Source organism: Oscillospiraceae bacterium (assembly GCA_025757985.1).
GTDB lineage: Bacteria > Bacillota > Clostridia > Oscillospirales > Ruminococcaceae > Gemmiger.
In genome coordinates, this window is sequence record CP107210.1 from 2,131,145 (window position 1) to 2,151,114 (window position 19,970).

The 19,970-nt window shown below is 59.4% G+C and carries 23 protein-coding genes and 1 tRNA gene; 11 read left to right on the forward strand and 13 right to left on the reverse strand.

All coding sequences use genetic code 11. The annotated features are described in order from the left end of the window. Window positions 1-67 precede the first annotated feature (67 nt). The 7 genes from OGM67_10340 (at window position 68) to OGM67_10370 (ending at window position 7,635) form a co-directional block, all read left to right on the forward strand. Window positions 68-1,366 carry a M18 family aminopeptidase gene (locus tag OGM67_10340; GenBank protein UYJ33980.1) on the forward strand — a complete coding sequence of 433 codons (1,299 nt, stop codon included), beginning with the start codon at window positions 68-70 and terminating at the stop codon, window positions 1,364-1,366. Beyond that, complete coding sequence (gene gluQRS, locus OGM67_10345; GenBank protein UYJ33981.1) at window positions 1,363-2,283, forward strand: tRNA glutamyl-Q(34) synthetase GluQRS; 921 nt, start codon at window positions 1,363-1,365, stop codon at window positions 2,281-2,283. Before OGM67_10340 ends, gluQRS begins: the two co-directional genes overlap by 4 nt. Before the next feature lie 153 nt (window positions 2,284-2,436). After that, entirely contained in the window at window positions 2,437-5,037 is a 2,601-nt protein-coding gene (locus tag OGM67_10350) for a heavy metal translocating P-type ATPase (GenBank protein UYJ33982.1), read from the forward strand. After that, window positions 5,034-5,318 carry an acylphosphatase gene (locus OGM67_10355; GenBank protein ID UYJ33983.1) on the forward strand — a complete coding sequence of 95 codons (285 nt, stop codon included), beginning with the start codon at window positions 5,034-5,036 and terminating at the stop codon, window positions 5,316-5,318. Before OGM67_10350 ends, OGM67_10355 begins: the two co-directional genes overlap by 4 nt. 108 nt (window positions 5,319-5,426) lie before the next feature. Beyond that, window positions 5,427-6,263: a 16S rRNA (cytidine(1402)-2'-O)-methyltransferase gene (gene rsmI, locus OGM67_10360; protein UYJ33984.1), complete on the forward strand. Its 837-nt coding sequence runs from the start codon at window positions 5,427-5,429 to the stop codon at window positions 6,261-6,263. A gap of 155 nt (window positions 6,264-6,418) precedes the next feature. Beyond that, entirely contained in the window at window positions 6,419-6,904 is a 486-nt protein-coding gene (locus OGM67_10365; GenBank protein UYJ33985.1) for a metallophosphoesterase family protein, read from the forward strand. After that, window positions 6,901-7,635 (forward strand): biotin--[acetyl-CoA-carboxylase] ligase, encoded by a 735-nt coding sequence (locus OGM67_10370; protein UYJ33986.1) that lies wholly within the window; start codon window positions 6,901-6,903, stop codon window positions 7,633-7,635. The genes OGM67_10365 and OGM67_10370 overlap by 4 nt, the downstream gene beginning before the upstream one ends. Before the next feature lie 198 nt (window positions 7,636-7,833). Here OGM67_10370 and OGM67_10375 read toward each other — a convergent pair whose 3' ends face one another. The 3 genes from OGM67_10375 to OGM67_10385 form a co-directional block, all read right to left on the reverse strand. After that, complete coding sequence (locus OGM67_10375; GenBank protein UYJ33987.1) at window positions 7,834-8,445, reverse strand: ECF transporter S component; 612 nt, start codon at window positions 8,443-8,445, stop codon at window positions 7,834-7,836. Window positions 8,446-8,570: 125 nt separating this feature from the next. Next, window positions 8,571-9,227, reverse strand: a complete 657-nt coding sequence (locus tag OGM67_10380; GenBank protein ID UYJ33988.1) for an HAD family phosphatase — start codon at window positions 9,225-9,227, stop codon at window positions 8,571-8,573. A 135-nt stretch (window positions 9,228-9,362) separates the two neighbouring features. Beyond that, window positions 9,363-10,250, reverse strand: a complete 888-nt coding sequence (locus tag OGM67_10385; protein ID UYJ33989.1) for a patatin family protein — start codon at window positions 10,248-10,250, stop codon at window positions 9,363-9,365. A 126-nt stretch (window positions 10,251-10,376) separates the two neighbouring features. Between OGM67_10385 and aroD the strand changes: the two genes are divergently transcribed. After that, on the forward strand, window positions 10,377-11,120 hold the full coding sequence (aroD, locus tag OGM67_10390) for a type I 3-dehydroquinate dehydratase (protein ID UYJ33990.1): 744 nt from the start codon (window positions 10,377-10,379) through the stop codon (window positions 11,118-11,120). Window positions 11,121-11,247: 127 nt separating this feature from the next. On the opposite strand, the gene OGM67_10395 is transcribed toward aroD, so the two are convergent. From OGM67_10395 to OGM67_10415, 5 genes are all read right to left on the reverse strand, one after another. Further along, window positions 11,248-11,415, reverse strand: a complete 168-nt coding sequence (locus tag OGM67_10395) for a 4Fe-4S binding protein (protein UYJ33991.1) — start codon at window positions 11,413-11,415, stop codon at window positions 11,248-11,250. A gap of 200 nt (window positions 11,416-11,615) precedes the next feature. Beyond that, window positions 11,616-12,452: a stage 0 sporulation family protein gene (locus OGM67_10400; protein UYJ33992.1), complete on the reverse strand. Its 837-nt coding sequence runs from the start codon at window positions 12,450-12,452 to the stop codon at window positions 11,616-11,618. An 85-nt stretch (window positions 12,453-12,537) separates the two neighbouring features. After that, a complete protein-coding gene (locus OGM67_10405) occupies window positions 12,538-13,464 on the reverse strand; it encodes a hypothetical protein (GenBank protein ID UYJ33993.1) in 927 nt (308 codons plus the stop codon). Then, the gene (locus OGM67_10410) at window positions 13,464-13,787 is read right to left on the reverse strand and encodes a cyclic-di-AMP receptor (GenBank protein UYJ33994.1); all 324 of its coding nucleotides are present in this window, start codon (window positions 13,785-13,787) and stop codon (window positions 13,464-13,466) included. Before OGM67_10410 ends, OGM67_10405 begins: the two co-directional genes overlap by 1 nt. 44 nt (window positions 13,788-13,831) lie before the next feature. Next, the gene (locus tag OGM67_10415; protein ID UYJ33995.1) at window positions 13,832-14,476 is read right to left on the reverse strand and encodes a Rhomboid family protein; all 645 of its coding nucleotides are present in this window, start codon (window positions 14,474-14,476) and stop codon (window positions 13,832-13,834) included. A 145-nt stretch (window positions 14,477-14,621) separates the two neighbouring features. On the opposite strand from OGM67_10415, the gene OGM67_10420 reads away from it, so the two are divergent. The 3 genes from OGM67_10420 to OGM67_10430 all read left to right on the forward strand — a co-directional run bounded on the left by OGM67_10420 (window position 14,622) and on the right by OGM67_10430 (window position 16,281). Continuing rightward, window positions 14,622-15,134, forward strand: a complete 513-nt coding sequence (locus OGM67_10420; protein ID UYJ33996.1) for a helix-turn-helix domain-containing protein — start codon at window positions 14,622-14,624, stop codon at window positions 15,132-15,134. Between the two features lie 199 nt (window positions 15,135-15,333). Then, window positions 15,334-15,558 (forward strand): hypothetical protein, encoded by a 225-nt coding sequence (locus OGM67_10425; GenBank protein UYJ33997.1) that lies wholly within the window; start codon window positions 15,334-15,336, stop codon window positions 15,556-15,558. A 631-nt stretch (window positions 15,559-16,189) separates the two neighbouring features. Beyond that, a tRNA-Ser gene (locus OGM67_10430) sits at window positions 16,190-16,281 on the forward strand. Between the two features lie 128 nt (window positions 16,282-16,409). Here OGM67_10430 and OGM67_10435 read toward each other — a convergent pair. The 5 genes from OGM67_10435 to OGM67_10455 form a co-directional block, all read right to left on the reverse strand. Next, a complete protein-coding gene (locus OGM67_10435) occupies window positions 16,410-17,591 on the reverse strand; it encodes a site-specific integrase (protein ID UYJ33998.1) in 1,182 nt (393 codons plus the stop codon). Window positions 17,592-17,669: 78 nt separating this feature from the next. Continuing rightward, on the reverse strand, window positions 17,670-17,999 hold the full coding sequence (locus OGM67_10440; GenBank protein ID UYJ33999.1) for a helix-turn-helix domain-containing protein: 330 nt from the start codon (window positions 17,997-17,999) through the stop codon (window positions 17,670-17,672). Window positions 18,000-18,602: 603 nt separating this feature from the next. Then, window positions 18,603-18,788, reverse strand: coding sequence for a helix-turn-helix domain-containing protein (locus OGM67_10445; protein UYJ34000.1), 186 nt, complete (start codon window positions 18,786-18,788; stop codon window positions 18,603-18,605). A 1-nt stretch (window position 18,789) separates the two neighbouring features. Continuing rightward, window positions 18,790-19,203, reverse strand: a complete 414-nt coding sequence (locus OGM67_10450) for a sigma-70 family RNA polymerase sigma factor (protein ID UYJ34001.1) — start codon at window positions 19,201-19,203, stop codon at window positions 18,790-18,792. A gap of 341 nt (window positions 19,204-19,544) precedes the next feature. After that, a complete protein-coding gene (locus OGM67_10455; GenBank protein ID UYJ34002.1) occupies window positions 19,545-19,868 on the reverse strand; it encodes a helix-turn-helix domain-containing protein in 324 nt (107 codons plus the stop codon). Window positions 19,869-19,970 lie beyond the last annotated feature (102 nt).

The following is a 19,970-nucleotide window of genomic DNA, read 5'->3' on the forward strand; positions in this document are numbered from 1 at the left end:
AGTAGCATACATCGAACGATCGCCCCGCCCTTTGCGCAGGGAAATGTGTAAGAGGAGAAAACAACCTATGTACGATGAACTCGTAGAATTTTTGCAGGAATCCGTCACCCCGTTCCACGCCGCCGCCACCGCCGAAAGCTGGCTTGCGGCTGCCGGCTTCACCCGTCTGGAGGAGGCTGACTACTGGAACCTTGAGCCCGGCAAGGGCTATTACATCACCCGCAACGGCTCGGCTGTCATTGCATGGCGGGTGCCGCAGCACGCTATCGGCGGCTGGCGCATCGCTGCCAGCCACAGCGACTCCCCCTGCTGGAAGATCAAGGCCGACATGCCCGAGAATGAGGGCTGCCGCCGACTGAGCGTGGAGGGCTACGGCGGCATGATCATGGCCAGCTGGCTGGACCGCCCGCTGACCGTAGGCGGCCGTGTGCTGGTCAAAACGCAGGACGGCGTGCAGAGCCGTCTTGTCTACATCGACCGCGACCTGCTCGTCATTCCGTCACTGGCCATCCACTTCCAGCGGGATGTGAACAAGGGCAAGGTGTTCAATCCCCAGATCGACATGCAGCCGCTGTGGGGTCCCGCAGGCAGCCGCACGCTGACTGACCTTGTCTGTGAGGAGCTTGGCATCACGGCGGAGGATATCCTCGACTGGGATCTGCAGCTTGTCACCCGGCAGGCCCCCGTGCAGATCGGCCCCGACAACGAATATTTCATGGCTCCGCGCATCGACGATCTGGAGTGCGCCGCCACAACGCTGCTCGCGTTTTTGGATGCCTCCGGCGAGGCCGACAGCGCCTGCGCCCCCGTCTGGGCCATGTTTGACAACGAGGAGGTCGGCTCCTCCAGCCGGATGGGCGCCGAGAGCAGCTTCCTGCGGGATGTGCTGGACCGCATCCTCGATGCTGTGCCCCACAGCGGGCAGGCTGCCGCGCGCGCGATGGCAAACAGCTTTATGCTCAGCGCCGACAACGCCCACGCCACCCACCCGAACTTCCCGCAGAAGGCTGACCCCTGCGCCCCCGTGCGGATGGGCGGCGGTGTTGTGCTGAAGTACAACGCCAGCCAGAAGTACACGACCAACGCCGTGAGCGGTGCGGTTTTCCGCGCTGTGTGTGAGAAGGCCGGCGTGCCGGTGCAGGTCTTTACCAACCGCGCCGATGAGCCGGGCGGCTCAACGCTCGGCAACCTGCAGAGCCACACCCTGCCCATCCCGATGGCGGACATCGGCTGTGCGCAGCTGGCCATGCACAGTGCCGTTGAAACTGCCTCCGTGGCGGATGCCGAGGCGATGATCAAGGCCGTGGCCGCCTTCTACCGCGTCCACCTGCGTGCCCTTGGCGACGGCACCTACACGCTGGAATGACGACCGGACGCTACGCACCCAGCCCCAGCGGGCGGATGCACCTGGGCAACCTGATGTGCTGCCTGCTCGCCTGGCTGAGCGCCAAAAGCAAGGGCGGGCAGGTTTTGCTGCGCATAGAGGATCTGGACGCCCAGCGCTGCCCGCGCCGCTACGCGGACGCCATCATAGATGATCTGGCGTGGCTGGGCCTTGCCGCCGATGGCCCCGAGCCGCCGGTCTACCAGAGCGAGCGCAGTGCCGTCTATGCGCAGTATTTTGAGGAGCTTGCCCGCCGCGGGCTGGTCTACCCCTGCTTTTGCAGCCGCAGCCAGCTTCACGCCGCCAGTGCGCCCCACCGCAGCGATGGTCAGGTCGTCTACGCCGGGACCTGCCGCAGCCTGACGCCTGCTGAGATTGCCGAGCGCGCCAAAACCCGCGCCCCCGCCTGGCGGGTGCGGGTACCCGATGAAGTCATCGCCTTTGAGGACGGCCACATGGGCCCCTGCGCCGAGAATCTGGCCCGGGACTGCGGGGATTTTTACCTGCGCCGGGCGGACGGCGTGTTTGCCTACCAGCTGGCGGTCGTTGTGGACGATGCCCTGATGGGGGTCAACGAAGTCGTGCGCGGCAGCGATCTTTTGTCCAGCACGGCGCGCCAGCTCTGGCTTTACCGCGAGCTGGGCCTGCGCGCCCCGCAGTTTTACCATCTGCCGCTGCTGCTGGCCAGTGACGGCCGCCGCCTCTCCAAGCGGGACGGCGACCAGAGCCTTGAACACCTGCGCACCCGCTATTCGCCCGAGGAGATCATCGGCAGGCTGGCCTTCGCCTGCGGCCTGCAGGACACCCCCGCCCCCACGACCCCGCAAGATCTGGCCCGCACCTTCGACTGGGCCAGAGTGCCGAAAAACGACATTGTTTTGCCGGAAGGGCTGTTTTAATTAAGATAAAAGATAATAGATAAAAGATAATAAAACAGGTGGATCGCGTCGCTGACGCTCCGCTCAAAATTCTGTTTTTGCCCTTGGGCAAAAACTCCACCATTTTTATTATCTATTATCTTTTATCTATTCTCTAAAAAAGGAGTACCCCACATGCAACGCTACGATATCACCGGCATGAGCTGTGCGGCCTGCGCCGGCCATGTAGAAAAAGCCGTTGCGGCGGTGCCGGGTGTGGCATCGGTCACGGTAAGCCTGCTGACCAACTCGATGCAGGTCGATTACACCCCCGATGCCGACCCTGACGCCACCGCCAAACGCATCCTCCGCGCCGTGGATGCCGCCGGGTACGGCGCATCCCCCGCCACCGCCGAGAGCGAAAGCGCTGAGCTGGAGGACACCGAGACCCCCCGGCTGAAAAAGCGCCTGATTGCGAGCCTCTGCTTCCTTGTGCCGCTCATGTATGTCTCGATGGGCCACATGATCGGCCTGCCGCTCGGCAGCGTATTCCACGGCGGCGGCTGGCATGCCATCCTGTACGCCGGCACACAGCTTGCGCTGACACTGCCGGTCTGCTGGATCAACCGTGCCTTCTTCATTTCTGGCTGGAAGGGCGTCAAAACCCGCGCCCCCGGCATGGACACGCTGGTGGCTCTCGGCGCAGGCGCCTCGCTCGCCTACGGCCTGTTTGCCATCGTCATGATCTGCATTGGCCTTTCTTCCGGCAATGACGACCTCGTCATGCAGTACCGCCACGACCTCTACTTTGAGTCGGCAGCGATGATCTTAACGCTGATCACAGTCGGCAAAACGCTGGAGGCCTACAGCAAGGGCAAAACGACCGATGCGCTGAAAAGCCTGATGAAGCTGGCCCCCCAGACCGCCTGCGTGCTCCGCGATGGGGAGCAGGTCACCGTCCCTGTCAGCGAGGTCTCTGTCGGCGATTTGTTCTTAGTCCGCCCCGGCGAGAGCATCCCTGTGGACGGCACCGTCACCGAGGGGCTTTCCTCGGTCAACGAGGCGGCCCTCACCGGCGAGAGTATGCCGGTAGACAAGTTCCCCGGCTCCCCGGTCAGCGCCGCCACCATCAACCAGAACGGCGCACTGACCTGCCGGGCCGAGCGTGTCGGGCAGGACACCACCCTGTCGCAGGTCATCCGCCTTGTGCGGGATGCCGCCGCCACCAAGGCCCCGCTGGCCAAGACTGCCGACAAGGTTTCCGGCATCTTTGTACCCACCGTCATCTGCATTGCAGCGGCCACCTTTTTGATCTGGCTGCTGCTCGGCCAAACCTTCACCTTTGCGCTGGCCCGCGGCATCAGCGTGCTGGTCATCAGCTGCCCCTGCGCACTGGGGCTGGCCACGCCGGTAGCCATCATGGTCGGCAGCGGTGTGGGTGCCAAAAACGGCATCCTGTTTAAAACAGCCGCCAGCCTTGAGACCACCGGCTACACTGACACCGTCCTGCTGGACAAGACCGGCACCGTCACCACCGGCGAGCCGAGCGTTGTCCGGATCATCGGCACCCGCAATGTGCCGGAAAAGTTCCTGCTCAGCATGGCCGCCGGGCTGGAGCTGCGCAGCGAGCACCCGCTGGCCCGCGCGATCCTGCAGCGCGCCGACACCGACAAGCTCTCCTACGCCACGGTGTCGGACTTTACTGCCGTCCCCGGCAAGGGGCTGCAGGGCAAGGTCGCAGGCAAAGTCATCGCGGGCGGCAACGCCGATTTCATCGGCACGCATTGCACCCTGCCCGATGACCTTATGCAGGCCGGTGCCGAGATGAGCCGCGACGGCATTACCCCGCTCTACTTCTCGCTGGCGGGGCGGCCGGCCGGTGTCATCGGCGTGGCCGATGTCGTCAAGCCCACCTCCAAGCCCGCCATCGACCAGATGCGGGCCCTCGGCCTGCAGGTCGTGCTGCTGACCGGTGACAACACGGCCACCGCGCGCCACATCGGCGCGATGGTCGGTCTGGACGCCGACCATGTCATTGCCGGGGTCCTGCCCGCCGGTAAGGAGGCGGAGGTCCGCCGCCTGCAGAAGCAGGGCCGCGTGGCCATGGTCGGTGACGGCATCAACGATGCCCCCGCCCTGACCCGCGCCGAGACCGGTATTGCGATCGGTGCCGGTGCCGATGTGGCGCTCGATGCCGCCGATGTCGTGCTGGTGCGCAGCGATCTGGCCGATGTCCCCGCCGCCGTGCGGCTGTCCCGCGCGGTCGTGCGCAACATCCACCAGAACCTGTTCTGGGCGTTCTTCTACAACGCCGTCTGCATTCCGCTGGCGGCGGGTGTTTTCACCGGCCTCGGCATCACCCTCAACCCGATGATCGCCTCGGCCGCGATGAGCCTGTCGAGCGTCTGCGTGGTCACGAATGCACTGCGCCTCAACACCTTTGACCCGCGCAGCGCCGCCCACGATGCCCCGCCGAAGCACAAAGCCCCGGCGCGCGCACCGGCCGCCGCGCCAGCTGCCTGCCCCACCGGCAGCTGCCCTGTGCAGCCTGCCGAAACAAACGATACAACGGAGGAAGTTATTATGAGCAAGACCATTCATATCGAAGGCATGATGTGCGGCCACTGCGAGGCCACCGTGAAAAAGGCACTGGAGGCACTGGACGGCGTGACCGGCGCCGCGGTCAGCCACGAGGCCGGCACGGCCGTTGTCACCCTGAGCCGCGATGTAGCCGATGCTGACCTGAAGGCCGCCGTGGAGGCCAAGGACTACACCGTCACGGGCATCGACGCATGAGTGTCATCCGCCGCCGCTGGCGCTTTACCGGCGAGGTGCAGGGGGTTGGCTTCCGCTATTACGCCCGCGCCGCCGCCCAGCATCTGGGCCTGACCGGCTGGGTCGCCAACAACTGGGACGGCAGCGTCACGCTGGAGGCTCAGGGCACCCGCGCCGCGCTGGACGAGCTTGTCCCCACGATCGAGCGCACCAACCGCTGGGCCCGCATCGAGAACATCGAGACCGCCACCCTCCCCCTCAAGGAGCATGAGTACGGGTTTGAGGAACGGAGCGGGGATTAAATTTACGGGCAGCGCTGCCGAATGGCAGCGCTGCCCGCTTTTTTGCTTGCACTTACCCGCTGTTACGGCTATAATAATACTATATCAATATCAAAAGGGGTTTTCGTTTTGCCCGGAACTTTATATCTTGTCGCTACGCCTATCGGCAATCTTGATGATATGCCGCCCCGCGTGGCTGCCACCTTCGGCATGGCGGACTTCATCGCCGCCGAGGACACCCGCGTGACCCTGCGTCTGCTGAACCATCTCGGCCTCAAAAAGCCGATGGTCAGCTACTACGAGCATGCCCTCCACCACGGCGAGGCCATCTTAAACCGCATTGAGGCCGGGGAGAACTGCGCGCTCTGCAGTGACGCCGGTATGCCCTGCATCAGCGACCCCGGGGAGCAGATCGTCCGCGAGGCCCATGCGCGCGGCATCCGGGTCGTGCCCATCCCGGCCGCATCCGCCTGCGTCACGGCGCTGGCTGCCAGCGGTCAGCCCACCGCCCGCTTTGTGTTTGAGGGCTTTTTGCCTGTCCCTAAGCGCGACCGGCGGGAGCGGCTGACCTTTCTGCAGAACGAAACCCGCACGATGATCTTCTATGAAGCACCGCACAAGCTGCGCGGCACCCTTGAGGATCTTGCCGCCGCGTTCGGCGCGGACCGCCCGGTATCCCTCTGCCGTGAGCTGACCAAGCTGCATGAGGAGATCAAAAAGACCACGCTGGGCGAGGCCGTTGCTTACTATAAGGAAAACGACCCCCGCGGTGAGTATGTGCTGGTGCTGGCCGGTGCCGACCCCGCCGCCGTGGCCGATGCCGCCGCCCCCACGCTGGAGCAGGCCGTAGCCGCCGCCCGCGCCCTGCAGGCAGACGGCCTGCCCCCCGCCGCCGCCGCCAAGCAGGCTGCCGCCGGGACACCGTTCAGCAAAGGTGAGGTGTACCGCCAACTCATCAATGGGTGATTTTTTAGAGAATAGATAAAAGATAATAGATAATAAAAAGTGTGGAGTTTTTGCCCCGCGGGGCAAAAACAAATTTTAAGCGCCGCGCAAGCGGTGCGATTCACCAATTTTATTATCTTTTATCTACTATCTTTTATCTTCTTAGGAGTATTTCTATGTGTAAAATCCTCGTCGTCTCCGATGTCCACGGCCGCCTGCGGGACCTGCGCTGGCTGCTGGCGCATGAGACCGCCGATGCCATGTTCTATCTGGGCGATGGTCTGTATGACCTGAACGCCGCCCTTGAGATGTGCAGACCGCCGATCCCCTACCCCATCTACCGGGTGGCCGGCAACTGCGATGTCAACTACAGCGAACCGTCTGAGGGGCTGGCCCCCTTCGGCGGGGTGCTTTTCTTCTACACCCACGGCCACCACTACGGCGTCAAGATGGGCAGCGAGCGCCTGGCTGAATCCGCCGGTGAGCGCGGGGCCGATGTTGCGCTTTTCGGCCACACCCACCGCCGGGAGCTGGTGCGCGGCGTCGGCACGGCGGCCACCGTCTTTAACCCCGGCAGCCTGCGGGACGGCGGCAGCTACGGCGTCATCACCATTAAGGACGGCCATTGTGAATTCAGCTGGAAGAGGGTGCCCTCACTATGAATGAAAGCGTCATCTATCTGCCGGAGGTAGACAGCACCAACCTCTGGGCCAAGCAAAATCTTGACAAATTCGGCCCGGTCGGCGCGGTCTACTCGACCCACCAGACCGCCGGGCGCGGCCGTCTGGGCCGCAGCTGGACCGATGCCCCGGGTCTGGGGCTTTATTACACGGCAGTCATCCGGGTAGACCTTGTGCAGCCCGCCACCCTGCCGCTCTTTGCCAGCCTTGCCGTCTGCGATGCCCTGCGTGCCCGCTACGGCGTGGAATGTCAGATCAAATGGCCCAACGACCTGCTGCTGAACGGCAAAAAGATCGTCGGCATCCTCTGCGAGGGCGCGCCGGACGGCCACAGCATCGTGGTTGGCATCGGCATCAACCTTGCCCAGCCGCAGTCCTATTTCGATGCCGCCGGCCTGCCCCACGGCACCAGCCTTGCCCTGCAGGGTGTGCCGGTCGATACCGCCGCCGACCCCGAGTGGCTGGCGCAGTATCTGACGGATTTCGGCTTTGACCGCGCGCTCTACACCTATGAAGCAGAGGGCTTTGCCCCCTATCGGGAGCGCTACAAGGCCCTCTGCGTCAATCTGGGCCGCCGCGTGACCTATGACGGCGGTGCCGGTGTTGCAACCGATGTCGATACCGACGGCCGCCTGATCGTCCATGATGAGCGCGGCGACACCCGCGTTTTCACCGGCGAGGTCAGCGTCAGGGGAATCTACGGGGCGGTGTGACGCCTAAAGGCTTCCCCCGAGGGGGAAGCTGTCTGCGAAGCAGACTGATGAGGGGCAGCCTTGCCTCGCTGCGCTTTTACGGCTCGGTTCTGGCACACCCGCCCCTCATCCGGCCCTTCGGGCCACCTTCCCCCTGAGGGGAAGGCTTTTCACTCACAAAAAATCCGATGGGACAACACATCCCATCGGATTTTTATTTTAATTCATTTTCAAATATTTCCGCACCGGCAGGGAAACCGCACCGGCCACGAGGCAGCAGATGACCCACTCAAAAATTGCCTGCACGCCGACCAGCAGCACGATAAACATGAACGCATTCGTAGCGCCCAGCGTACCGGCCAGATTCTGCACATACTCACAGTTATAGAAGATCAGTACCAGAAAACCCATAAAGAACGCGGTGTTCAGCACGGGGGCTGCCAGACCGCCCAGAAAGCAGCAGAGCTTTTCCTTTTTGGGCAGTGCCTTGCACAGCGCCTTAAAGATCAGGCCGGCGCACAGGCCCACCAGCACGCGGGCCACAAAGCAGACCACAAAGGTGCCGAACGGGCTGACCTGAAACAGGGCGCTGCCCATTGCAGACTTGCCCTCCAGCGCCTGAATAAAGCTCGTTGCGCCGAACACGCCGCCGAGGATCGCGCCCGCCGTGGGGCCCATCGTCATGGCGCCGATTGCCACCGGCACCGTCAGCAGCGAGGCCGACAGCGGGCCGATCTGCAGGTAGCCCAGCGGGGTGTAGTTCAGCACAAGCAGAATGGCGACCAGCAGTGCAAGCTGGGTCAGCCAACGGATGTTGGTACGGTTTTTCATATTCAATTTTCCTCCTGCTGCCGTCTCCTACAATTCGGGAGTACAGCGCAAATGTACGGCCCGGGCGGGCCGCCAACGCTTAGTATAGCGCAATATCCGTCAAAACGCAAGAGGGAACTTGGCGGTCAAAGCTTTCCTTCGATCAGCAGATCCCGCACCTGCAGCAGATCGTCACATTTCCGGTCGTACAGCCGCGTGATTTCCTCGGTCGGCTGCATAAGGTCCGGCACCATCACGGTCACGCAGCCGGCGGCGCGGCCGGCGCGGATGCCGTTGAAGCTGTCCTCCAATACAAGGCAGTCCTTAGGGGCAAGCCGTAGCTTTTGTGCCGCCAGCAGAAAGGTGTCGGGCGCGGGCTTGCTGTGCGCGACCTCGGTGCCGGAGACGACATCATGGAAATACCGCGCCGTGCCGGTGGTCTGCAGGTTCATCTCGATCATATTGCGCGGGCTGGAGCTTGCCACAATGCGCGGCATACCGAGATCCTCCAGCGCCGTCAGCAGCTCCTTAAGCCCCTTTTTGCAGGGTACGCCCTCGGCAAAGCGGGTGTCAGCCAGCTGCCAGATCTTGGCCAGCAGCTTCTTCGGGTCGCCGGGTATGTAGGACGCCACATGGCGGCAGAGGTTTTCCCCCGCCAGCCCGCGCCCGCCGGCCGTAAACTTTTGCATATCCGGCGGCAGGGGCAGTCCCAGCTCCCGGCAGGCCGGCTCCCACAGGGTATCCCACAGCCGCTCGGTGTCAAACATCAGCCCGTCCATATCAAAAATAACGCCTTTAACCATCGGGGGTCATCCTTTCACGGTTTTGTTTTGTCTGTTCAAGGCTATTGTACCGCAGTTTTGGCGTTCACGCAACACCCCGGCCCACGGCGTTTCAGGTTTCTTTTGCGGGGGTATTCCGGCATTCTCCGCCGGTGCTCACCCCTGCAGGGCAGGCCCTGCAAGATACGCCTGCAGGCCCGCCAGCGCCTGCCGCCCCTCGCGGTGGCCACGGGCGTACAACTCGGTCAATGTATCGACATTGCCCTCAAACCGGCTGATCGTGATCGGCTCCTGCGGGCGCAGGCAGTAGATGCGGTCGTTCTGCTCCAGCTCGTCCAGCTCATCCATCAGGGCGTTGTAGCGCAGCTCCTGGGTCAGCATCGTGGCCAGAAACAGCGGCTTATCGCCGTAAAAATCATCGTAAAGGTCTACCATCCGCTGGCCGGGCTGACTCTTGCGGAAGCCCTTCTGCCGCGTGGTCACGACAACGATCTTGTCAAACCCCTGCTTGAGCGCCCAGTTCAGCGCAATGGGGCAGGAGCAGCCGCCGTCCAGATAGGGCTGGCCGTCCAGCATGACCGGCGTGGACGCCAGCGGCAGGCTGGCCGATGCGCGCACCGCCTCGTTGAAATCAAAATCCGTCTTGCCCTTCTCAAAGTAGGCAGGCTTGCCGGTCTCGACATTCGTTGCCACGGCGATCATCCGCATACCGCCGTGCCGGTAGGTGTCCTCATCGTAGGGAACCTCTTTTTTAACATCGTACAGCATGAATTTCAGGCCGAACAGGCTGCCGCCCCGCAGCGCCGCCTTAGGCCCGAAGTAGCGCGGGTCATGGCGGTAGCGCAGGTTGATGCTGGCCGCCCGCCCCGGCTGGTGCGAGACATAGTTCAGCGCGTTGAGCGCCCCTGCCGACACACCCGCCACCGCCGGGAAATACAGCTCGTTCTCCATAAATGTATCCAGCACACCGGCCGTGTACAGCCCACGCAGCGAGCCGCCCTCCAGCAGCAGGATCGAATTTTCCGGTATCGTGATTTTGCTCATAAAATTCACCTCATATTCAGCATTTTACCGTATTGACAAACGGGTTTCAAGCGAAAATGCGGGACTGTTTTACACTTCGGCCAAATTGTGCTAAAATAGAGAAAACGCCCCGAGAGGATGATCTTTATGCTGACCCTTCGCGGCCTTACCCTCACCGCCGCTGCGCCGCGCATCATCGTGCCGCTGTTCGCCCGCAGCCTTGACGCCCTGCGTCCTCTGGCCGCCGCCGCGCAGGCCGACCCCGCCGCCGAGCTGGTGGAGCTGCGCCTTGACCCGCTGCCCGCCGCCGACCACACCGCCGCGCTGGCGCTGGTGCGCAGCCTTACCGATAAGCCGCTTATCGTCACGATCCGCACCCGGGCCGAGGGCGGTGAGCTGGCCCTGACGCCCGATGCCTACGCAGCCTGCTGCCGCGCCCTGCTGGCCTGCGGCGGCGTGGATGTGCTGGACATTGAGTGGCGCGCCTGCGGCCCCCACCGCGATGCCCTGCGCAGCGCTGCCCGCGCCGCCGGGGCCGCCGCGCTTTTCAGCGAGCATCACTTTGACGGCACCCCCGCCACCGAGGCGATGACCGCCGCCCTGACCGGCATGGCGGACGCCGGGGCTGACATTGCCAAGCTTGCCGTTATGCCCCACACCGCCGCCGATGCCGCCCGCCTGCTGGAGGCCACCGCCTGCGCCATGGTCGCACGCCCCGGCACACCGCTTATCACGATGAGCATGGGCCAGCTGGGTGCCGTCACCCGCTTTTGCGGCGGGGCCTTCGGCAGCTGCGCCACCTTCGGCGTGACCTCCGGCACAGCCGCCAGCGCCCCCGGCCAGCCGCCCGCGGATCTGCTGAAGGCGAAGCTAATAACCGCGCACCTGTAACGCACCTGTAGGGGCCGGGCATGCCCGGCCCCTACGGCACTGCTGCAATAAAAAACGCCTGTTCTCAAAACAAAAAGCGCGTTCTCTCTTTGCCGGAGAGAACGCGCTGAATTTGTGCTAATGTAGCTTACTCAGCCTGAATAGCACCGGTGGGGCAGACGCCCTCGCAAGCGCCGCAATCGATGCAGGTGTCTGCATTGACAACAGCCTTGTCCTCCAGAGTGATTGCGCCAACAGGGCAGGTGTCAACACATGCACCGCAAGCAACGCAGGACTCGTTAACGGAATGAGCCATCATGTACTCCTTATCTCCGTGCTAGTTGTATATTTTGTACCTATCCGGCCCTGCACGGCTGCTCCCCGGATCGGCACACAGTCGGTTTGCTCTGCCTACTGCGTTATACATAGTGTATCATATCCGTTCGATTTTGGCAAGTGCCATATCTTGATTTTTTTCAGCGGTAAGACACAAGCAACTTCCTCAGCCGCAGGCCGTCAATCCTCCGGGTCAGCGGGCTGCGGCGCGCGCTTGCCGCCGCGGATATAGACACATTCCTCCCGCTTGTAAATGCGCGGTGCCAGGATCTCGACATTGGAGCGCACCTTCAGCGTACCGGCGACCACATTTGTTTCGATCACGGTCCCCTCGCCGTCCGGCGTGCGGACGATGCTGCCTACCTGCGGGGTGATGGAATTGAGGTACTCGTAGCTTTTCTGCTCATAGGCAAGGCAGCACATCAGCCGCCCGCAGGAGCCGCTGATCTTGGCGGGGTTCAGGCTCAGGCCCTGTTCCTTGGCCATCTTGATGGACACCGGCTGGAAGTTCTTCAGGAACCGGCTGCAGCAGAACGGCTGGCCGCACAGGCCCAGACCGCCAAGCATCTTGCTCTCATCGCGCACGCCGATCTGGCGCAGCTCGATGCGGGTGTGGAACTGCGATGCCAGGTCCTTGACCAGCTCGCGGAAATCGACCCGGTTGTCAGCGGTGAAATAAAACACCAGCTTGCTGCGGTCCAGCGTGTACTCGGCATCGACCAGCTTCATCTTCAGGCCGTGGGCGGCGATGCGCTGCTCGCAGATCTGGTAGGCCTGCTGCACATCGGCGCGGTTCTGGCGCATACGGCGCACATCCACGGCGTCTGCGATCCGAAGCACCGGCTTTACCTCGCGGGAAAAGCCCGGCACCTCATGTGCCGCGCGCACGACCTCGCCGCATTCGGTGCCGCGGGCCGTTGTGACGACCACAAAGTCGCCCTCCTTGATCTTGAACTCGCCCGGGTCAAAATAGTACGCCCGGCCATTTTCTTTAAATTTAACGGAAACTACTTTCATGGGTCGGTCCTTTTATTGTTGGTATATAAGAAAATAAGTGTAGGGGTCGGCGTCCCCGACGACCCGGGAACGCAGCGGCAGATGTTTATGTCAATTCCCCCGCCAGCACGGCGACATTCAACCGCAGGTTGCCGTTGCCCTGCAGGCTGCGGCGCGCCCCGGCGTCGGCCCGCAGGATCTTAGCGGCACCCTCGGGCGTCAGGCCGCCGCACTGCTCCTGCCCGTAGGCAGGGCGGCGCAGCACCGCACTGCACAGCTGGTCCAGCTGCCACAGCAGCGCGGCAAAGCCCTCCTTGTCGCGCTCATACTTTGTCAGCAGCGCCAGCGCCCGGTAGGTATCCCCCTGCGCCGCATAGCCGCACAGCGTTTTTGCCATGCCCAGCGCCGCCTTTGTCGGCGGGTCGTTCCAGCTTTTCAGCGCCGTGCCGATATGCCCCTCATACAGAAAGGCCAGCTCCCCGGCCGCAGCGGCAGGCAGCCGTTCGGCGCGCAGGTGGGCGGCACAGTCCGCCACCGGCACCGGTGCGATCGTATAGGCCGCACACCGGCTGCGAATGGTCGGCAGCACCACCGCTGCGCTGGGTGCCGTCAGCAAAAACAGCACCCCCTCGGGCGGCTCCTCAATGATCTTGAGCAGCGCATTGGCAGACGAGCCCTGCGTTCCGTTCAGGTTCTGCGCACCGTAGATGAACAGCACACGGCCCGCCGCATCGGTGGACAGCGCCGAGCGCTGGATCGCCTCGCGGGCCTCGCGGACCCTTTTGACGGGGATCTGCCCGCTGGCACCCTCGCCCCGCAGGGCCAGACACTCAGTATCTTCCCCCTTCAGCACGGCCTCGGCATGGGGGCCGCCCGCCGGGTAGAGGTAATCTGCCGCAAGGCAGCGCGCGGCAAAGCCCGCACCGCAGCCCGGCTCCCCCACCAGCAAAACCGCATGGGGCAGCCGCCCGCTGTGCAGCGCCGTGCCAAGCTCACGCTTGAGCGCGTCATTGCCGGCCAGGCGTTCGAGCATCACAGCTTCTCGAAACGCTCGACGTTCGTAACCATCACGGTAGCGCCGCCGACCGTGACCTCCATCGGCATGGCGCTCTCGATGCCCAGACCCATCGTGGCGGTGCCGGGCACGATCTCGGTGCGCTGCTTGCAGCACTTCGAGATTACATTGATGCAGTCATCGACACGCTCATCCTCGGTGCAGATCAGCAGCGTCATGTTGCCCGCCATCAAAAAGCCGCCGGTCGTGGCCAGACGGGTGACATAGAACTTGCTTTTCAGCAGCTCATTGCAGACATTTCTCGAATCTTCTTTATTGACGATCGCAGTGATCAGTTTCATAATACATTCGCCCTTTCTATCGGTAGTTTGGTATCCATGCAAAATCAGCGGTTGCGGTTTTCCCAGTCGCGGCGGCGCTTCCAGCTTGTCAGGGCATCGCGGCACCAGTCAAAGACCTCGCGTCCGTAGAACGCCAGAAAGCCGGACAGCCCCAGCACCAGACTGATCTTGGTCGCAAAGTCGCCCATCACAAAGCTGACGGCCCACAAGGCAAGCTCAAACCAGCCCAGATACTTCATTTTAAAGGGGATGATGCCGAACAGCAGCACCATCTGGTCCGGCCAAAGCCAGGTGTAAGCAAACAGCATGCTCTGGAAGATGGCGCTCGGCCCGGCCGAGCCGGTCAGGAAGCAGCCCACCCAGGCACCCAGCACGCCCAACGCCATAAACAGCGTCATCCGGAAATCGCCCCAGACGCGGGTCAGCGCGTTGCCGATCCAGAAGTAAAACACAAGGTTCAGCACGCCCAGCACGCCGCCCAGCCAGATGGGCTGAAACAAAAATGTGACAAGACGCCAGATCTGCCCCTGCAGCACCGAGATGCGGCTGAGCGAGATCATCGAGGCAAATTTCCAGTCGAACAGCAGCACGATCAGGCCCGCTGCCAGCTGACCGATCATCAGCCCGTTGATAAGGTACGGTATACCAAGGTTGCCATAGCGGCGTTCGAGTTTATCGATCCAGTTCATGGGAGAAGCCCTCCGTTGCATACAAATTTACAGAATATATTATAGCAATTCCGCGCGCAAAGTGCAACAATTCCCTGTCGAATCCCTTGCGGCAAACCGGAAAATGTGCTACGCTTTTATCTATAATAAGGAAACGAGGCCAAACATGGGACGTACATCCACCAAAGAAAACAAAAACAGCTACCAGCTTGCCCGCGAGGAACTGGGCCTCACCCGGGAAAAGGCCAGCGAGCTGCTGGAAACGATAGCCCCCGAGCGCATTGAAAAGATTGAAAACGAGCGCACCGTCCCCCGCCCCGATGAGGTGCTGACCATGGCCGAAAAATACAAGCGGCCCGCGCTGTGCAACTACTATTGCTCGCGCCAGTGCCCCATCGGCCGGGAGTATGTGCCGCAGGTCTCGGTGCGGGAGCTGTCCGCCATCGTGCTCGAGATGCTGGCCTCCCTGAACGCAATGGACAAGAAAAAGGAGCGCCTGATCGAGATCACTGCCGATGGCCAGATCTCCAGCGATGAGATCGATGACTTCATCCGCATCCGTCAGGAACTTGAGCGCATCTCGGTCACCGTCGAAACGCTGCAGCTCTGGACCGAGCGGATGCTCGCCAACGGCCAGATCGATGCCGAGGCCTACAAGGCCAAGCTGTCGCAGCCGTAAAACGCCGCCGCGCAGCCGCTATTTTCTCTGTCAGGAGAGAATAAAGCCCTCTATTTTTCTTTTTTCTACCTGTTTTTGCAATAAGCCGCATGCTAGAATCGTATTACACAGTAAGGCAGCCCCGATCGTCCCGACATCTCGAAGGTGGCTTGCCTGTCTGCAGCTTGTATCGACACGCAGAAAAAAGGAGATAGATCGTATGTTTACCCTGTTTGTCATTTTTGTTTTTGTCTGGCTTTTCGTCAAATCGGTCGGCTTGGCGTTTCATGTCACCTGGGGCCTTGCCAAAATTGCCGCCACGCTGCTCTTCGTCATCGCACTGCCGCTGCTGGTGGTTTTCGCCATTCTGGGCAGCCTGCTGCCGCTGCTGCTGCCTCTGGCTCTGGTAGCCGCCGCCTTCGGCATCCTGAAAAACTGCGCCTGATCGCGCAGGGCTTTTGCTGTTCCCCTTCCAACACAACGCCGCACGGTGTCTCCCGCCCCGGAAACCCCGCGCGGCGTTTTTGTGACTCCTTTTCCCCGCCTATCTACGCAAACACACCGGCCGCACCTTAGAAGCACCGCCATCCGCACAGCGCCCGCCAAATTTTCCAACTTCCCGCCCCCGAAGAATTGACAATCCCCGCTGCAGCTGGTATAATACTGTATACGCAATTTGCTTTGCACAGCCGACCGCCGAATAAGCAGATGTACTCAAGCGGTCGTAAGAGGGAGCACTCGAAAGTTTGCATCCGGCAGGTCACCTTGTCCGCAGGAAATCCCATAACGGCGGGCTTTATCGGGTGTCGCGTACTCAACTTTTCATCGTTATCTTGCATCGAAATCTCGCATTTTTCCAAACGCTGTGCGGGGCGGTGCGATAAAAACTAAATAAGCAGACGTATCGAAGCGGTCGTAACGAGATTGACTCGAAATCAAGCAGGCATTTTGGAAGTTGCTATTGATTTTCTAGCGAACCATCGTCAAAAACACGCCATTTTCTACAATTAAATATTTGCTGTTCTCTCCTACTTTTCTCTCCTTTTTCCGGAGAAGATTTTGGGGGATTACTATAGGGAGCATTACCCAAGAGGTCGAAGGGGTCGCACTCGAAATGCGATAGGGCGTTTGTAGCGCCGCCAGAGTTCAAATCTCTGATGCTCCGCCAATCAACGGTACAACGAGCTTTTTTAAGCACTTTGTACCGTTTTTTTTATGCAAAAAACGGAATTTTTGAGTTTGACAATTTCATAACAGGAGAGAAAACGCCCTGTTTTGGAGAGAAATCACATTTTTTTAAGTGTCATTTCCCGGATTTGAACCCATTCCAAGCCCGTTCAGCATCGCTTCTGCCGAAGAAACCTTGGAAGCGTAGTCCAAATGCGAATAAATATTCGCGGTGGTAGAGAAATCGCTGTGTCCCAGCCACTCCTGAATCATCTTCATCGGGACACCGTTTGCCAAAAGCAAACTGGCGCAAGAGTGGCGCAAATCGTGAAAGCGGATGCGCCGCAGATGATAATTTTGCAAGATAATCTGGAACGAATTGGAGAGATAATCCGGCTTGAGCAGATTGCCCATTGCGTCTACGCAGATGTAGTCTGCGTATTTTTTGTTGTAGCACCTACCGCACAGCTTGCGGTTTTCTTTCTGTTCCTCCTGCAAGGCCAGCAGCCGTTCCCGGAAAACCGGTACAAGCGGCAAGGTGCGCTTGCTGGATTTGGTTTTTGTGCCATTGGATTCTACAAGTACTTCTTTTCCATCCAGCCGAACCGTTGTGACCGTGTGGCAGATTTCAAGGGTGTTCTGCTCAAAGTCTACAGCAGCCCATTTCAGCCCTACAACCTCGCTGCGACGCAGACCATAAAAGGCAGTCAACATAACTGCCACCTCAATTTTACTGCCGCGCACAGCGTCGAACAGTGCGTTCATTTCATCCTTGCTGTAAAAGTTCCCGGTAAATTCGTTTTTCTTCGGGCGGTCTACCTTGTCGGCGGGGTTCACATCGATCAGGTCTGTTTTCACTGCGTATTTCAAAGCGCGGTGGATAACCGCATGATAGTGAATGACCGTATTGGGCTTCACACGCTCCAACTGTTCCTGATAAAATGCTTGGATATGAACCGCTTTCAGGTCGCCCAGCGTAACGCCGAGATTTCTAAAGTAAGGAATGATTCTGCTGTTCGACAGTTCTTTGTAGCTGGCGTAGGTTGTCAGCTTGACGGTTGACTTTGCGATTTCCAGCCATTGCACCAGATAATCCGCAAACAGCATAGCTTTGCTGGGCGGACCGTTGGGGTCAACGGGTGGCTCAAAGTCGTCTTGCAGCTCACGCATCATCGCCTCGGCGCGCCGCTTGTTGCCCTTGATGGGCAAGCCCGTGGATTGCCATTTGGTTTTGCGTTTGCCGTCATAAGTTTTGTAGGTTAATACCACATAGTAGATACCATTTTTTTCTTGCAGATGCCCTGCGACCATAAATAAATACCTCCTTCGGTTTGGGTCGCCCCCGATCTGCTGTTGACAAGAACAGCATAACGCATCGGCGCAAAACAATCAACACTGTCGATTCTCTGCTCGACAGTGTTGACCACAAATCTGAAGGTAGGTAAACAGGTGGGCTTTGGGGATGCGATACGAGCGCCCGATTTTCATCGCCGGAATTTTGCCCTCATGCAGCAGCTTGTACCCCGTTTTGGTGCTGATTCGCAGGGCATCGCACATCTGCTCGATGTTCATCACATCGGGATACTTGCGCAGCATCACACGGTAGGCATCGCGCTGGTTAAATCCTTTGCTGCTTATACAAAACACCTCTTTTTTGAAAATTTGCGGATTTAATTCCACAAGCATGGCGGTCACTTGTTGAAAACTTGTGGCCGCCATAATCTGGAATCAAATTGTATACCCTATTCGACACTACTCCCCGGATATAAGGGCGAACCACCGGCCCGGCTGCTGGAAACAGCTCACACTTCCTGTACCACGTTGTTGGCAGTACCGCCGACGCCTTGAGAGCATCGCCACGGTGTGTATCATGATTGCTGACCCTTCGCTTGAGGTATGTGTTCCACGCCACCTCTCCCGCCTCTGGAGGCGCTCCGCTGCGGTTAGGCAGCCTCATCGCGTCAGAGGCGGGACGCACCTGCCGAAACGCTCCTTGGGTTGCGGCAAGGTCAGTTGTATGTAGCCGGTGATTCGGATATTCGGTTGCCAAGGTGCAGAAAAGGGGGAAAGAGGGCTTTTTTGTCCCTCTATATAAGAACAACGCGAAAAATCAAAAAAGTTCGAGAAAAATTTTCGATTTTGGTAAAATATTTTTTCGGGCTACACGAATGGTGATTTTTTTGCTATATGGTGTTCCAGAAAAACCCCCTGAATATAGACGGTTCCTACGATTACGACATATTTGTGATTATTCTGCCGGAACTGTAATTACGAATACCAAACCAAAAGAGAAAGTGGAGCCGAGGCTCCACTTTCTCTTTTTTAGACCCTGAATTTCCGGATGACCTGCAAAAACTCAATCAGCAAGGTCTGATACAAGTCCTCATCGCGGTGACCATTCACTATGCTGCATTTCAGCAAAAGCGGCGAAAACTGGTTATACAGCAGCTCCACAGCATTGCTGTCGCCGTTCTTTGCCCCAAATAGTGCATCTCTAAATGCGCCCATCTTAATTTTCCTCCATTTCCTTACGGATTTTCTCGCAAGCGTTGCGCCGGTGTGTACTTACGGTGTTCTTTTCGACACCCAGCTTGGCAGCCGTTTCGGACACAGAAAGCTGTTCCACATACAGCGAGATCATAACCTCGCATTCCCTCGGCGTCAGCTTGTGCAGATACTTTCGGATGCTCTCCCACATCAGTTTCGATTCGACAATTTCCTCCACCGGTCTTGTCGTAGGCATATACATTTTATCCACTTCCTCGGAACATTCCTCGATAGAAATTTCGTTTGCGGCCTCCTCTGCTTTCGCGCGCAGATAGGATACGCGGCGATTGTAAAGGGCTTTCGTCAAACACTTTGTAAAGCGCGCAGCCAGTTGCGCGTCCTCACCACTAAACCATAGCTTATTTTTCTTTGCCATCGTAAACCTCCTGAATTTTGGGTTTCATTGAATAGACCTCAAAATTCGGAGGCGCGCGGGCAGAAAACGGCGGTCCTCTGCCGCCAAAACAAAAAAGGAACAAAAAAATACGCCAGATGGTTATAAAAACCATCTGGCATACGAATAATACACGAAAAACTACGCGGCGAAGGGACTTTTGAAAGGACACAGTAGCGCTTGAAGTTTTCCCTGCCTTAATACGGCATGTCTCCGCTTACCGGAGCGTCAAGCACATCTGCCATGCAATACGCCTTTCCACTAAATAAGCCCTACAAAAAGAAAAGCCCGGCAAGCAAAAACTTGTCGGGCAGAAAGCGGATTTACTTTTCTTCTATCCAATCAAGGATTATCTGCAATTTCTGTATGTCACCGTCATCGAGGTCTTGCAGTCGGTTAAAAATGTTGATACGGTCGGATTCGTCCCCGGCACCGGTAAAGAATTCCTGCGGGGTTACGCCGAGGTATTCACAGATGCGCAGGAATTCGTGCATTGAGGGCATTGCCTTGCCGATCGAAATACTGCGCATATAGCTGCCGCTTTTGCCAAGGTCAAGGCTCATTTTATGTTCAGAAACATGAAGGCGATGGCGCAGCTGCGTGATGCGCTTACGGACAAAATTCTCATATTCGGCTACCTGAAGCAAGCAGATACACCCTTTCCCATTTATACTATAATATGTAAATATTGTAATATAAATCGCGGTAGAGCGTTCAGCATTGATGTATCAGTTTTCGCGTGATTGCCA

What these genes read in the sequence shown, in the direction of transcription:
- OGM67_10340 (UYJ33980.1), top strand. Translation starts at nt 68, where the DNA reads ATGTACGATGAACTCGTAGAATTTTTGCAGGAATCCGTCACCCCGTTC.
- gluQRS (UYJ33981.1), top strand. Translation starts at nt 1,363, where the DNA reads ATGACGACCGGACGCTACGCACCCAGCCCCAGCGGGCGGATGCACCTG.
- OGM67_10350 (UYJ33982.1), top strand. Translation starts at nt 2,437, where the DNA reads ATGCAACGCTACGATATCACCGGCATGAGCTGTGCGGCCTGCGCCGGC.
- OGM67_10355 (UYJ33983.1), top strand. Translation starts at nt 5,034, where the DNA reads ATGAGTGTCATCCGCCGCCGCTGGCGCTTTACCGGCGAGGTGCAGGGG.
- OGM67_10365 (UYJ33985.1), top strand. Translation starts at nt 6,419, where the DNA reads ATGTGTAAAATCCTCGTCGTCTCCGATGTCCACGGCCGCCTGCGGGAC.
- OGM67_10370 (UYJ33986.1), top strand. Translation starts at nt 6,901, where the DNA reads ATGAATGAAAGCGTCATCTATCTGCCGGAGGTAGACAGCACCAACCTC.
- OGM67_10375 (UYJ33987.1), bottom strand. Translation starts at nt 8,445, where the DNA reads ATGAAAAACCGTACCAACATCCGTTGGCTGACCCAGCTTGCACTGCTG.
- OGM67_10380 (UYJ33988.1), bottom strand. Translation starts at nt 9,227, where the DNA reads ATGGTTAAAGGCGTTATTTTTGATATGGACGGGCTGATGTTTGACACC.
- OGM67_10385 (UYJ33989.1), bottom strand. Translation starts at nt 10,250, where the DNA reads ATGAGCAAAATCACGATACCGGAAAATTCGATCCTGCTGCTGGAGGGC.
- aroD (UYJ33990.1), top strand. Translation starts at nt 10,377, where the DNA reads ATGCTGACCCTTCGCGGCCTTACCCTCACCGCCGCTGCGCCGCGCATC.
- OGM67_10395 (UYJ33991.1), bottom strand. Translation starts at nt 11,415, where the DNA reads ATGGCTCATTCCGTTAACGAGTCCTGCGTTGCTTGCGGTGCATGTGTT.
- OGM67_10400 (UYJ33992.1), bottom strand. Translation starts at nt 12,452, where the DNA reads ATGAAAGTAGTTTCCGTTAAATTTAAAGAAAATGGCCGGGCGTACTAT.
- OGM67_10405 (UYJ33993.1), bottom strand. Translation starts at nt 13,464, where the DNA reads ATGCTCGAACGCCTGGCCGGCAATGACGCGCTCAAGCGTGAGCTTGGC.
- OGM67_10410 (UYJ33994.1), bottom strand. Translation starts at nt 13,787, where the DNA reads ATGAAACTGATCACTGCGATCGTCAATAAAGAAGATTCGAGAAATGTC.
- OGM67_10415 (UYJ33995.1), bottom strand. Translation starts at nt 14,476, where the DNA reads ATGAACTGGATCGATAAACTCGAACGCCGCTATGGCAACCTTGGTATA.
- OGM67_10420 (UYJ33996.1), top strand. Translation starts at nt 14,622, where the DNA reads ATGGGACGTACATCCACCAAAGAAAACAAAAACAGCTACCAGCTTGCC.
- OGM67_10425 (UYJ33997.1), top strand. Translation starts at nt 15,334, where the DNA reads ATGTTTACCCTGTTTGTCATTTTTGTTTTTGTCTGGCTTTTCGTCAAA.
- OGM67_10435 (UYJ33998.1), bottom strand. Translation starts at nt 17,591, where the DNA reads ATGGTCGCAGGGCATCTGCAAGAAAAAAATGGTATCTACTATGTGGTA.
- OGM67_10440 (UYJ33999.1), bottom strand. Translation starts at nt 17,999, where the DNA reads ATGGCGGCCACAAGTTTTCAACAAGTGACCGCCATGCTTGTGGAATTA.
- OGM67_10445 (UYJ34000.1), bottom strand. Translation starts at nt 18,788, where the DNA reads ATGGGCGCATTTAGAGATGCACTATTTGGGGCAAAGAACGGCGACAGC.
- OGM67_10450 (UYJ34001.1), bottom strand. Translation starts at nt 19,203, where the DNA reads ATGGCAAAGAAAAATAAGCTATGGTTTAGTGGTGAGGACGCGCAACTG.